Annotated in this window: 10 protein-coding genes; 7 read left to right on the top strand and 3 right to left on the bottom strand. The window is 34.0% G+C overall.

All coding sequences use genetic code 11. The features are described from left to right. Positions 1-212: 212 nt before the first annotated feature. From N4A35_16765 to N4A35_16750, 4 genes are read left to right on the top strand one after another with little or no spacing between them, the layout of a single operon-like run. Entirely contained in the window at positions 213-3,353 is a 3,141-nt protein-coding gene (locus tag N4A35_16765; GenBank protein ID MCT4583065.1) for a tetratricopeptide repeat protein, read from the top strand. Positions 3,354-3,363: 10 nt separating this feature from the next. Beyond that, the gene (locus tag N4A35_16760) at positions 3,364-5,115 is read left to right on the top strand and encodes a hypothetical protein (GenBank protein MCT4583064.1); all 1,752 of its coding nucleotides are present in this window, start codon (positions 3,364-3,366) and stop codon (positions 5,113-5,115) included. A gap of 11 nt (positions 5,116-5,126) precedes the next feature. Then, positions 5,127-5,354 carry a YgjV family protein gene (locus N4A35_16755; protein MCT4583063.1) on the top strand — a complete coding sequence of 76 codons (228 nt, stop codon included), beginning with the start codon at positions 5,127-5,129 and terminating at the stop codon, positions 5,352-5,354. Between the two features lie 9 nt (positions 5,355-5,363). Beyond that, the gene (locus N4A35_16750) at positions 5,364-5,531 is read left to right on the top strand and encodes a hypothetical protein (protein ID MCT4583062.1); all 168 of its coding nucleotides are present in this window, start codon (positions 5,364-5,366) and stop codon (positions 5,529-5,531) included. Here N4A35_16750 and N4A35_16745 read toward each other — a convergent pair. The 3 genes from N4A35_16745 to N4A35_16735 all read right to left on the bottom strand — a co-directional run bounded on the left by N4A35_16745 (position 5,528) and on the right by N4A35_16735 (position 9,566). Then, entirely contained in the window at positions 5,528-6,349 is an 822-nt protein-coding gene (locus N4A35_16745; protein ID MCT4583061.1) for a hypothetical protein, read from the bottom strand. The two genes, N4A35_16750 and N4A35_16745, sit on opposite strands and share 4 nt — an antisense overlap. Positions 6,350-6,380: 31 nt before the next feature. Next, positions 6,381-6,854: a hypothetical protein gene (locus N4A35_16740; GenBank protein ID MCT4583060.1), complete on the bottom strand. Its 474-nt coding sequence runs from the start codon at positions 6,852-6,854 to the stop codon at positions 6,381-6,383. Positions 6,855-6,932: 78 nt separating this feature from the next. Beyond that, the gene (locus tag N4A35_16735; GenBank protein ID MCT4583059.1) at positions 6,933-9,566 is read right to left on the bottom strand and encodes a T9SS type A sorting domain-containing protein; all 2,634 of its coding nucleotides are present in this window, start codon (positions 9,564-9,566) and stop codon (positions 6,933-6,935) included. 152 nt (positions 9,567-9,718) lie between these two features. Between N4A35_16735 and N4A35_16730 the strand changes: the two genes are divergently transcribed. From N4A35_16730 to N4A35_16720, 3 genes are all read left to right on the top strand, one after another. Next, complete coding sequence (locus N4A35_16730) at positions 9,719-10,648, top strand: succinylglutamate desuccinylase/aspartoacylase family protein (GenBank protein MCT4583058.1); 930 nt, start codon at positions 9,719-9,721, stop codon at positions 10,646-10,648. 76 nt (positions 10,649-10,724) lie between these two features. Continuing rightward, on the top strand, positions 10,725-12,662 hold the full coding sequence (locus N4A35_16725) for a glycosyltransferase (protein MCT4583057.1): 1,938 nt from the start codon (positions 10,725-10,727) through the stop codon (positions 12,660-12,662). A gap of 117 nt (positions 12,663-12,779) precedes the next feature. Beyond that, on the top strand, positions 12,780-14,096 hold the full coding sequence (locus N4A35_16720; protein ID MCT4583056.1) for a 2-oxo acid dehydrogenase subunit E2: 1,317 nt from the start codon (positions 12,780-12,782) through the stop codon (positions 14,094-14,096). The last annotated feature ends 134 nt before the right edge of the window (positions 14,097-14,230 follow it).

Genomic DNA, 14,230 nt, shown 5'->3' with positions numbered 1-14,230 from the left:
TTTATAATTGTTTTTTGCAAAGATATGGATAAATAGAAAGCTATTCGTTAATATAGGTTAATTTCGAAAAGGGATTTTAATGTAACAAAATAAACACTTATGCGTTAACAAAATATTCTTGATCCCCAAGAAACCGAAAACCACCTTATTATCTTTGATAAATTAGAAAAGTTTCACTTTGTTGAAGCTTTTTAAATAATAAATAAAGTCGTATGATGTTTATCAATAATATAAGAGTGAAAGCGTTTTTGCTGTTTCTTTTTCTGATCGTTACGTTGTTTGGTTGGGCTCAAAAAACTGGAGTTTATACCGATGAGTATGTGGCTTATAGAGAGGCGCAAGAACTCTTTGATAAAGAAAAATTTAGTCCAGCTCAGGAAAAGTTTTTAGAGGTTATTAATGCAATTAAAACACCTCAAAATGAGACCAAAATAAATGCAGAGTACTATTATGCTATTTGCGCGTTAGAATTATTTCATCAAGATGCAGAATATTTATTGAGTCGTTTTGCCGTCGAACATCCAGAACATTCTAAAGCTCAAACGGTCTATTTTCAGTTAGGTTTACAAAAATATAGATTAAAAAAGTTTAAATCAGTTATTGAGTATTTTGAGCAAGTGGATCCTTATTATTTGTCCGATAACGAAAAAACAGAATATGAATTCAAATTAGGATACAGTTATTTTTATGTAAAGAAGTATTCAGAAGCTAAAGTACATTTTGCAGCAATTAAAGATGAATCTTCAAGTTATCAAACACCAGCGCTTTATTACTACAGCCATATTGCTTATACTGAAAAAAACTACCAAACAGCATTAAATGGTTTTAAGCAAATTTCTGATTCGGAAATGTTTAAAAATATAGTGCCTTATTACGTGGCGCAAATTTATCATAAACAAAAGAAGTATGAGGAACTCATTGATTATGCACCGCAGTATTTTGAAACAATTAGTAAAAAACGAAGAGCAGAATATGCGAAGTTGATAGGAGATGCTTATTATTTTGAAAAAAGGTATAAGGAGGCCATTCCTTATTTAAAAGAGTTTAAAAAAGGAGCAAAATCAACAAGAATATCCAATTATCAATTAGCATACGCATATTATCAAACAAAAGATTATCAGAATGCAGTTAATAATTATAAAAGAGTTTCTTCTAGGAGAGATACGCTTTCTCAAATAGCAATGTATCAATTGGGAGATTGTTTTTTACAGTTTGATAACCGATTGGAGGCTAGAATAGCGTTTAAGGCAGCAAGTAAATTACATTTTGATCCAGAAATTCAAGAGAATGCTTTATTCAATTATGCAAAACTAGCTTATCAAATAGATGGTCCATACAGTGAATCAACAGAAGCATTTTTAGAATATATAGATAAATATCCAAAGTCAGAACAGTTGGACGAGGCTTATGAATTTTTAATTAAAGGTTATATGACGACTAAGAAATATGATGAAGCTTTAGCGTCTATAGAAAAAATAAAACGAAAAGATAATCGAATAAAACAAGCATATCAAAATATCGCTTTTAACAGAGGAATAGAGTTGTTTCAAAATAATCAATACGATGAGGCTATTGTACGTTTTAAACAAGTAGAGAAGTATCCTTTTGATAAAAAGACGAATGCGGCAAGTTTATATTGGACTGGTGAAGCTTATTATAAAAAGAAAGATTACGAACAAGCTATTGATAAATTTGTTGAGTTTAGGTTAGAGCCAGGAGCAGCTTTAACTAATGTTTTTAGAGAAGCTGATTATAGTGTTGCTTATGCATATTTTATGAAAGCACACCCATTTAAGGATGGTGAATTGAATGTGAGTAGTGAGAACCGAGCAGCTAGAAAGTCGAATTTAGAAAAATCGATTACAGCATTTAGAAACTTTATTCAGTTAAAGGATCGTGTTGATGCTAAAAAACTTGAAGATGCCTATTTAAGATTAGCCGATTGCTATTACTTACTTCCAGATGATAAGTTGGCGGTAGCTAATTATTCCAAAGCAATAAATATAGGTCAAGGGAATATGGCGTACGCTTATTTTCAAAAGGCAAAATCACAAGGTTTATTGGGGGATATTAAAGGAAAAGCAAAAACTCTTAAAGCTTTAACAGATAAATATCCAAAATCGACTTATCAAGTACTTTCACTTAGAGAATTAGCCCAAGCATACCAGCAGCAAGGGAATAATGATAAAGCAATTAAGGTGTATAAAGATTTCATTAAAGACTATCCGAATAATCGATATGTTCCTGAAATGATGGTCAATTTAGGTGGTATTTATGTGAGAGAGAAAAACTATAATGAGGCTGAAGTTTATTTGTTAAGAGTGCTGGATGAATATCCTTCTGCTACCATTGAAAAAGAGTCTGCTATTGCGCAAATGAAGAGTGTTTTTATTGGGAGAGATGATTTGCCAGGGTATTATGATTGGTTGAAACGTAGAGGGGTTAGTGTAGAATCGGCAGAAGTAGATTCTGCATTGTGGGAACCAGTATACATGGCGTGGAATAAAGGGGATTGTAATTTGATAGAGCGAGAGAGTCAGACTTACTTGCAAAAAGTGCCTAATGGAGTACATCAAATAAGTGCTCATTTTTACCTAGCAACATGTTATTATACAACCGACCAGAACAAGTCTTTGGAACATTATAATTTTGTGATTAGTAAGCCAAATAATGAGTATTATGAAGAAGCCTTACAGTATGGTTCTCAAATTAGCTATGCTAATGGAGATTATGAAACAGCCAAAACGAACTATAATAAGTTGGAGTCTGTTGCCGCCAATACAGATAATATAACCACAGCAATTATCCAGCAAATGTGGTGTAATTGGAAATTGAATGATTATCCTAATGCAATTGCTTATGCAGATAAAGTGTTGGCGCTTTCTGGATTAGAGGACGTAACAGAGGTAGAAGCTTTAAGGATTAAAGGGCTTTCTTTAAGAGAGACCAGAGATTACGAAAATGCCAAAGCTGTATTGAGAGCGTGTAATAATAAAACGAAGAGTATAAAAGGAGCAGAAGCAAAGTATTATGTAGCCGAAATTTTATATGAAGAAGCTAATTATGAGGAGTGTGAATTAGAGATTATGGAGTTGGTGAATCAGAAACCAAGTTACGACTACTGGATAGCAAAAGCAATCTTGTTGTTGGGAGAAAACTTTATTGCGCTTGAAGACTATTATAATGCACGATCTAGTTTACAAAGTGTTATTGATAATTACGAGGGAAAAGATGATGTAGAAATTAAGCAAAAAGCCCAAGATCGAATTGATTATATCGATGCTTTGGAAAGTCAGAACCAAAATAAAAGTGGTGAAGAAGATATTGAGGAATTAGATTTAAATAATGATTAAAAAAACAATTATGAGAAAGGTTAAACTAACTATCGTTACTGTCGTAGTTGTTTTGTTTACAACTACTTGGTTTTATGCTCAGGGAAATAATGAGCATATCGCTGTGGATGATTATCAGCGTACCATTACCAAATCAGAAAAAGTAAATACATTACCTCAATTAAATGATTCTGTAATAGAAATCCCTGAAGTAAAGTATTATATCGAGCCCACTTATCATGAAGTTACTTTTGAGACAAAGCCGATAAAAGCCGCTAAGTTGAAAATTAGTCAACCATTAGATAAACTATATAATGGATATGTGAAAGTAGGTTTGGGAACTTACACCATGCCGTTTTTAGATGCTTATTATAGCTCGAATCGTTCAAAAAGAAATTCATGGGGGGTAAATGTTAAGCACCATAGTTCATTAACTAACCTTAAAAATGTAGGAGCAAACCTGTTTAGTGATAATGAGTTTGGGGGATATTATAAGCACTTTTTTAAAAAATATACCTTCGATAATCGCATTAATTATGAACGTAATAAATATCATTATTATGGATTCTCAAGTTCAGATACTTTAATTCCAGAAGTTTATCGCACAAACGATGATACGACTAAACAAGTGTACCAAACGATTCGTTATTCTGGGACTTTAAAGAGTATGCATAAAGATAGTGCTAAGGTAAGTCATACCTCTCATGTCGATTATTATTATTTGAATGGGCAAACAGGAATTGCTGAAAATAATTTTAAAATAAAATCGAATATCTATAAATATGTAGGTAGAGAAGAAGCAGGTGCAGACGTAAGTTTAGGTATTAATCATCTCCAACAGCCTGTTTTTAGTCCGATAAATACGGTGGTTCTTTCTCCTGATACCCAAACGAAATACGGAAATGCGGTTTTCAAAATCAATCCCTTTATAAAAACAAGAAGAGGGAAGTTGCTAGCAAAGGCAGGAGTTGGAGTTCACATGGAGGTGACTAGTGAAGCACGTTTTTTCTTTTATCCAGATTTGAGTGCTAGCTATAGTTTGTTCAATGATATTTTAGTTCCTTATGCAGGGATTACAGGAGGGCTGCAACAAAATAGTTTTAATGTTTTTAGAAAGGTAAATCCTTATGTTCTAGAAAGTGTTTCTACCAATTATTTAGGTCAAACAGTTGGGTTTAGAAATACCAACCAACGCATTAATTTATATGGTGGGTTCAAAGGGTCGGTTAGTGCTACAGTTTCATTTAACTTAAAAGCTCAATACGAAAAATTAGGAAATGTTGCTTTGTTTGTTAATGATACAATGTTTAGTTACGAAAATAAGTTTAACGTAGAATATGACTCTATAGATAAAACAACTTTATCAGCACAATTAGGGTACCATCTTCACGAAAAAATCAAGCTGTATTTAAAAGGAGATTATTACAATTATTCTACCCTTAAAGAGGCGCATGCTTGGAATCTGCCCAATTATGAAGTGGCTATTTTGGGAATGTACGATTTAGCAGATAAGATTGTTGCAAAAGCTAATTTTAGATTGGTAGGGAGTAGAAAAGTTTATAGTTTAAATCCAATAGAAGGAGTCACTCCAAATTCAGAAGGAAAATACATTACGGATTTAAAACCTTATTTTGATGCAAATTTAGGTATTGAATACCGTTATAATAAGAGGCTGTCGGCTTTCTTAGATTTAAATAACATCGTTGGTCAAAAATACCAGCATTGGTTAGAATACCCTGTTTATACATTTAATTTGTTAGGAGGGGTAACATATAGTTTTTAAAAAATAAAAAAATGGAAATATTTGGAATTACACTAACAGAGTGGGTAGGTTATGCGGCTTCTCTGGGGGTGTTAGTGTCTTTTTTAATGAAAGACATTAAGGTGTTGAGAGTTGTGAATTCTGTGGGATGCGCTTTGTTTGTGGCGTATGGTTTTATGTTGGGGTCGATTCCAATTATAGTAACCAATGTAGCGATATTGGTTGTTAATGCTTATTACTTATTGAAAAAGGAAGCTTAGCTTATGCAAGTGCCTACATATTTCCTAATAGTAGGTTTAGGAATGGCTTTAGTATTGGCGTTAATTTCTGCTAACTACCAGAAAAACCAAGGGCATTCCTTTTTTCAAACATTTTTATTTGGTTGGATCGGAATGTCTGGTTTAATACTGGGGCTTTGGAGTTATTTGTTTTTTTAATTGTTGACGATTAGTTTAGGTAAGGCTCCATTAAGTGTGTAGCGTTCACTAATTTCTTTGTCTAGAGCTAAGTAAATGTTTTCAAAATAATCATTGATTAAGGCCTGCTCATCACTAATGTTAGATTCGTCAGCGCTCTTACCATTTATATAGTATTTGTTATTTTGTATTTCTGTACTGCTTTTGGCTTCAAAAACAAAATTATCAATTACAGTTTTACTATCGATATCTATCAAAGCTGCATGGCCTTTGTAATAGCCTTCAGTAAACATGCTGTCTTGAAGTTGTGGTGCTTTAACCTCCAGGTCAGATTGTATTAAAGCGTATTTAGCATTTACAAACGTTTTGCAGTTTTGTTTAAATGCATTAAAATTTTCTTTTGAATAATTGATGTCTGTTTGATCAGCCTGAAAAGGATAGGTTCCTTGTTGGGTAAAATGGGTGATTAAATCAAATGTTTTAGAGTCAAAATTATTAATAGTTCTAGGTGAGTTCAGTTCAAATATAGAGTTGTGGTAAAAAAGAATGTTCTTGTTTTTGGTAGTAGCATCAAGGATCAATTCTTTTTTTATGGTTTTTGGAGTAGTGTTGGTTAAAGCATTGAATATATCAGCTAATTCTAAAATTCTATTTTGGCCTTTAGTAAGTATTTCAAGGCTGTCTTTTTGGAAACTATGAGTTAATTCCGTTAGTACTCTATCATGTTCTTCCGCTTCTTTTTTAGCAAGTTCATCATATTTCTTAATTTCTTCTTCAACAGATGGTCCGCAACTAATAACGATGTAGGAGAGGAATAAAAATATTGTATTGACTTTCATAAGAATTGTGTTTATAAACGTAAATGTAATTTTACTTCTTTACAAATTTACTGTGATTACTATAAAATAATTGAATGCCCTTTTTGTTTTTACCCAGTTTTTGAACGAAAGATTTCCACCCTACTTTTCTTGTTGTTTCATTAGTGTATACCCCGCTTCCTAACCAAGAGGCTGTGACTTTTAGTTGTTCAATACCTTCGTTTAGATTCTGAATCAGGGCAGAGGGCATTTCTTTTGAAAATTCAGTAAGCATATAAGTTTCAAAATCTTTTACATTTAAAGCTTTTTCATGGAGTTTATCGATAAGAAAATCTTCAATACTTTTACCATCAAAATAGTTGGTTGTGGTTGTGATTGCTCTCATAGAGTGTTCCTCTTCTTTTGATGGAATATAAAATAGGTAGTTTTTTGTTCCAATAAACGTTCCTTTGTTTACTGTAGCTAGCCCAGCCTGCCCAGCTGAAGTAGCATTTTGAGCAATTACGTAGTCGATGTTTTCTTGCATGATTTAAGTTTTTAAGATAAAAAAATAGCTGGCTAGCATTTATGTTTTGTGTAAAGTATAGCTAGCCAGCATGGGGGACTAATGTTTAACAATTGTATAGTTGTTGGTAGAATTGTTGTCTATGATGTTTAAAATATAGGTTCCTCTTGTTATTGGAGTAGGTCTAATGTTAATCTCTTGCTCTGTTGTGATTTTAGAGAAAACAATTTTACCATTGAGATCATACAATGTGATTGTTCTTTCTTCTGCGGCTTCAAAAGAAATATTAAAGTCCGTTTGGAAAGGTTGAGGGAATATGTTTATAGCCTTATTGATCTCATGAATAGAAGTGTTCAAAACGGTGTAACAACTACTAGTATCGACGCAACCTTCAAGGGTGGTGATCTCCACCGCATAGTTCCCGCTAGTAGTTGGGGTAAAGCTGATGTTCGTTTCTCCCATTAGAGCAGTGGAGTTATTACATTCGAACCATTGATATTGTGCGCCACTAGCATTTGCTGTTAACGTTAAGTTGTTTTGGGTAACAGAGGTGTCAACGTTATGTATCGTTAGATTCAAAGTAATTATGGAGTCACATCCCGCAGTGTTTGTTGTGGTATATGTAGCAGAGTTGTTGTTCGTAGTATAAGTGTTACCATCAACCCAAGTATAGCTTCCACAAGCGGTTTGGGTATCAGTAGACGTTGTGCTATTTAAAATAGTTAAGTCAAGCGTGATTATGGAGTCACACCCAGCGGCATTGGTGGTGGTATAAGTAGCAGAGTTGTTGTTTGTAGTGTAAATATTGCCGTCTAACCAAGTGAAACTTCCACAAGCGGTTTGGGTATCAGTAGACGTTGTGTTATTTAAAATAGTCAAGTCAAGCGTGATTATGGAGTCACACCCAGCGGCATTGGTGGTGGTATAAGTAGCAGAGTTGTTGTTTGTAGTGTAAATATTGCCATCTAACCAAGTGAAACTTCCACAAGCGGTTTGGGTATCAGTAGACGTTGAACTGTTTAAGATAGTTAAGTCAAGCGTGATTATGGAGTCACACCCTGCAGCATTGGTGGTGGTATAAATAGCAGTGTTATTACTGGTGGTATAAGTATTGCCGTCAATCCAAGTATAGCTTCCACAAGCAGATTGAATGTCGGTAGATGTAGAGCTGTTGTTAATTGTTAAATTGATAGTGATTACAGAATCGCATCCAGATATGTTGGTTAAGGTGTCAAAATAAGTTCCAGAACTATTCCATGTGTAATTGCCGCTTGGAGAGCTATATGACTCACAAGCTGTTTGAGTAATGGTTGTATTAGTTGGAGTACATATTTGGTATTTTGTAAAGAAAACACTTCCTCCGTCAGAGTATAGAATGGGGGTGGAGTTGCCCTCAGGATTACCTTCTATTGAACTACTTTGAAAAAAACCATATAAGATAAAACTTGAGTCTTTAAAAACGTTGATTTCATAAGTATCATCACTACTGGAGTTTCCTATTGTGAATGATTGTTCGAAGTTTCCAGCAGTGTCAATTTTCACACAGTAAATATCATCTCCTCCATTGGATGTTTTTATATCTGTTCCTGAGCTGTAGTCGAAGTCTACTGTTCCTGAAAATAAACCGTTTACTAATAGTTTGTCATTGTTTATTGAGAGTCTTTTAGGGGTGCACCCGTCTAGGGATTTAGTCCAGTTCCAACTTCCGTCTTCATTTGTTTTTTGAACGAAAACTTGGTTTTGAATGGAGTTGTTTATGTTGTGAGTGTTAGAAGAAGGGTCGAAGTCTATAGTTCCACCAAATCCACCTTGTATGTATACATTGTTGTTGTTATCTAATTCTATGTCGTATGGGTATTCGTTTCCGCTACTTCCTATACTGTTACTCCAAATGTAGTTCCCGTTTTCATCAATTTTGCTGATGTATAGATCGTAAAAACCATTAGAGTTTATGTTGGTTGTTGAAGAAGATGGGTCTAAATCAATAGATCCTTGAAATTTTCCTAATGTTATTATATTGTTATTGTTGTCGATTTTTATTTGTTCACCATAGGAAAAAGAACTACAGTTGAATGTATTTACCCATGTGAAGTTTCCTCCAGAAGTCAATTTAAGGATGTAGGGATTGTATGTTGATGCAGTAAGTTGGTGAGCGGAGTTCGCTTGATCAAAATAAACACTGTTTTTGAATGTTCCTGTAATGTAGACATTGTTAGAGTTGTCAATGTCTATTGAATTTCCCTCGTCATATTCAGTTCCTCCTAGTGTTTTAATCCATGTCAAATCTCCAGAAGAATTTAATTTAAGTATAAAAACATCTGTTCCTCCGTTTGATGCTCTGTTGTATATGTTGTTTGAAGGGTCAAAATCTAATGTGCCGCTAAAGCTACCAGTGATATAAATGTATCCGAGGTTGTCAATAACAATGTCTTCTGCAAAGTCTTGACCAGCACTTCCAAATGTTTTAACCCAGATTAAATTTCCAAGGTTATCTGTTTTTTGGATAAAAAAGTCATTTTGTCCATTGGATGAGTAATTATTTGAATTGGCTCCAGGTTCTAAGTCTGGATTAATAGAATAATGACCAATATGATAAAGGTTTCCATTGGCATCTTCAGTCGTTTGGGTGATGGTTAGTCGATTTAATTGTTGATGCCACTGATAATAATAGCCTTGTCCAAATAAATAATTAAGACTAATTATTGTGAGAACAATAAGTAATAGTTTTTTCATAATATTTAGTTTTATTTCTGGTGCTAAATTCCGTCAAAACGAATGTTTTTTTATCATCAATATTGATGATTTTTGGTGGTAACCTCAATAAAAATGCTACTTTTAGAGTCGTTAAGTGATGATGAAGTGTTTTTGATTGTAAATTGGATTCTATGGAAATAAATGGAGAAAAAATAAAAAAAGGAACGTATAAATGTGTTCAAATTCCAATTTCAACCTTGCCTTCAGGTACGAGTTTGACGATTGATGTGCATGTTTTTTTAGCAAAAGAAAATGGACCAACTGTTTTGTTTGCTGGTGGATTGCATGGTGATGAAATTAATGGGGTAGAAATTGTAAGGCAAGCAATAGAAAAAAAGAGTTTTTCTAACCTAAAAAAAGGGGCGGTCATTGCTATCCCCTTAATTAATACATTGGGGTTTATAAATTACGCTCGAGAAACAAGTGGGAAAGATGTTAATCGTAGTTTTCCAGGTTCAAAATCAGGGTCTTTAGCTTCGTTGATTGCTTATGAAATCACTAACGAAATATTGCCGTGGGTTGATTTTGGAGTGGACTTCCATACGGGAGGAGCAAGTCTGTATAATTACCCTCAGTTAAGAGTCACCAAAGAAGATGAAGAGGCGCTAGCCCTAGCTAAGGCTTCTGGAGTACCACTGATAATTAAAAAGAATGCAATAGCAAAATCACACCGTAAACAGGCGTTGCTTAACGATAAACCTTTGGTGGTGTATGAAGGAGGGGAGTCATTAAGGTTAGACAATTTTTCAATAGCAGAGGGACTTAAAATTATCAATAATATACTGATGCACTATGGAGTGATAGAGGGGAAGCTTATTAAAGATGAGTCTGAAGTTTTTGAAGAGTCTAAGTGGATGAGAAGTCCTTCTTCAGGAGTGTTTTTATTATTGAAGAAAGCAGGAGATTACGTGGAAAAGGGAGAAGTGTTAGGAGAAGTTAATCAAATAAATAGCTCAAAAAAAGAAATAATTCGTTCAAAATACAAAGGTAAATTAATAGGGCATCGTAATAATCCTGTAGTTGTAAAAGGGGATGCGTTATTTCATGTGGCTATAAAATAACCGAGGAATATACTATAATAAAATATTATTCGTTTTTTTGTAGTCTATTTTGAAAAAAGTAGGTAAAAAAGAGACCATGAAACTAACAGTCGTTATAGTCAATTATAATGTAGAGCACTTCCTAGAGCAGTGCTTGTTATCTGTTAGGCAGGCATCCCAAAATGTAGCAACTGAAGTTTATGTGGTAGATAACATCTCTATAGATGGTTCTGTAGAAATGGTCAAAGAGAAGTTTCCTGAGGTTATTTTGATTGAGAACAAACAAAATGTAGGTTTTTCAAAAGCAAATAATCAGGCAATAAGAGTTTCAAAAGGAGAGTATGTATTGTTGTTAAACCCTGATACTGTTGTTGAAGAAGATACTTTCGAAAAAGTAGTTGCCTTTATGGATGAGCATAAAGATGCTGGAGGCCTTGGGGTAAAAATGATTGATGGAAAAGGAGTGTTTTTACCAGAGTCAAAAAGGGGATTGCCGACTCCAAATGTCGCGTTTTATAAAATTTTTGGACTTTCCAATTTGTTTCCTAAATCAAAGAAGTTTGGGAGGTATCACTTAGGGTATTTAGATAAAGATGAAGTGAATGAAATTGAGGTTTTATCTGGGGCTTTTATGTTGATGAGGAGGAAAACCCTCGATAAAGTAGGCTTGCTTGATGAAGATTTCTTTATGTATGGAGAAGATATAGATTTATCCTATCGAATCATATTAGGAGGGTATAAAAATTATTATTATCCCAAAACTAAAATAATACATTACAAAGGAGAAAGTACCAAAAAAAGTTCAGTGAACTATGTGTTTGTATTTTATAATGCGATGATCATTTTTGCGAAAAAACACTTTTCTTCATCTCATGCAAATACGTTTTCTTTTTTGATTAAAATAGCCATTTATTTTCGAGCTTCTATTGCTATTCTGAATCGAATTGTAAAAAAACTAAGTTTACCTTTGTTTGATTATGCACTTTCTGTTGCGTTGTTGTTTGTGGTCGCTTACTTTTATCAAGAAGTTAAGCCTGTCGAGCTTAAGCAGTCCTTGCTAAATATAGCATTGCCCATCTATGGGTTGGTTTGGTTGTTAGCAATGTTCTTTATGGGGGGGTATGATAAACCTGTAAAATTACTAAAGATATTAAAAGGAGGGGTGGTTGGAACAGCTGTAATATTAATGGTTTATGGTTTGTTGCCTAAAACGGTACAGTTTTCTCGGTTGATCATTATTGTAGGGTTTTTAACGACCGTTTTTGCTTATATAGGGACAAGAGGTTTGTTACATCTCTTTAAGGTCAAAGGATTTGACTTAAGCGCAGAAACAAAAAAAAGGTTTGTGATTGTCGGTAGTGTCGAAGAAACAGAACGTGTAAAAACAATATTGGAGCAAACATCGAATATTGGTTATTTAGCCAATATATCTCCGACTAATCAGAATCAGGACGCTCAATATGACGGAATCATTAATCAACTAGAGGATTTTATTCATATCAATAAAATTAATGAAGTTATTTTTTGTGCAAAAGACATGACTGCACAACAAATTATTCACCAAATGTCTAATGTTAGTGTTGAAGAAAATGTCGACTTCAAAATAGCGCAACCCAATAGTTTGTTTTTAATTGGGAGTAACTCGATCCACACCTCAGGAGATATTTATTTATTGGATTTAAATAATATTACAAAACCAGAAAATGTTAGGAATAAAAGGGTGTTTGATATGCTTGTTTCAGCTTTTCTGTTTGTTCTTTTTCCAGTAGTGATGTTGATTCAAAGAAAACCCATAGGTTTTGTTTTAAATTGCTTTCAGGTATTTGTTGGTAAAAGGACATGGGTAGGTTTTAATGTTACAGGAGAGGATTTAAAGTTGCCAAAAATCAAAGAGGGAGTGCTTAAAATAACAACCCGTGAAAAGGAGCAATCTCCAGAAAGGCTTTATAAATTGAATATGATTTATGCCAAAGATTATAATGTTTCAACAGATTTAAAGATAGTATTAGGGAATCTAAGGTTTTTGGGAGGTTAAGTCGTTTGGTTTTAGCGAGATATTTGTTTCTGTTTTAGTTGTTAAGTCATAAAAAAAAGACTATTTTTGCGAGACTAGTTTAAGTTAAGAATATAACAAATAATAAGAGATAAAAAAATGGCAAACATTGATGTTTTACTACCTAAAATGGGAGAAAGTGTTGCTGAAGCAACAATTACCACTTGGTTGAAAGAAGTTGGAGATAAAATAGAGGAGGATGAGCCAATTGTAGAAATTGCTACAGATAAAGTTGACTCTGAAGTTCCTGCACCAGTTTCGGGAATTCTAGTAGAGAAAAAATATAATGAGGGAGATGTTGTTGAGGTTGGAGCTGTGTTTGCTATTATTGGAGCTGAAGGAGAAGAAACAGTAGTGAATGTTGCGCCTCAGGAAACTGTAGTGGAAGAAAAGGTCGAGGAAGAATTAATGGCACCAATTGCTTCAAATGATACAATTGCTAAAAGTGGAAGTAATGGACAGTTCTTTTCTCCATTAGTAAGGAGTATCGCTCAAAAAGAGGGGGTTTCACAAACAGAACTAGAACAAATTCAAGGAACAGGACAAGGGAATAGAGTGACAAAGAGAGATATCCTAAGTTATTTAGAGAATCGTTCTGATGTTCAAGTTCAAAAAGTAGAGTCTAAGCCTGCTGCTCAACCTAAAGCAGAAGCTGCGCCAGCACCTAAACCTCAAGTAGCCAATAAATATCCAGTTAAAGCAGGTCCAAATGATGAAATCGTTGAAATGGACCGAATGAGGAAGTTAATCGCTACACACATGGTTGACTCTGTTCAAACATCGCCACATGTTACTTCATTTGTCGAAGCTGATGTGACCAATATCGTGATGTGGAGGAATAAAATGAAAGATGAGTTCTTAAAGAGGGAAGGTGAAAAGTTAACATTCACTCCATTGTTTATGGAAGCTGTAATAAAAGCTTTAAAAGATTTCCCAATGGTGAACTCAGCATTGGATGGAGATCATATCGTGATTAAAAAAGATATTAATTTAGGAATGGCTACAGCTCTTCCGTCTGGAAATTTAATTGTTCCAGTAATTCATAATGCAGATCAGTTGAATTTAACAGGTCTAGCTAAGAAAGTAAATGGGTTGGCAAATAATGCCAGAAACAATAAGCTTTCTCCAGATGAAATTCAAGGAGGTACCTATACTGTAACTAATGTAGGAACATTCGGAAATGTAATGGGGACACCAATTATCAATCAACCTCAAAGTGCAATTTTAGCTTTAGGGGCGATACGCAAGAAACCAGCAGTAATCGAAACGCCTCAAGGTGATACTATAGGAATTCGACACATGATGTTCTTATCTCATTCTTATGATCATAGAATTGTAGATGGAGCTTTAGGTGGTAGCTTTGTAAAAAGAGTAGCCGATTATTTAGAGCAATTTGACATCAATCGAGAACTTTAGTCAAAAAAATCAACCGAGAAAAACAGCTGTTGTAAATAATAGCTGTTTTTCTCGTTATATAGGGCTACTAACTTACCTCTAACGCCTCAATTATAAAAGAAAAAACAGGTTTTACAACAATTAACTGTTGAAAA

The sequence above is a fragment of the Flavobacteriales bacterium genome (assembly GCA_025210295.1).
Lineage (GTDB): Bacteria > Bacteroidota > Bacteroidia > Flavobacteriales_D > Parvicellaceae > S010-51.
The sequence above is the reverse complement of the archived record's forward strand: the minus strand, read 5'-3'. Positions and strand labels throughout refer to the sequence as shown.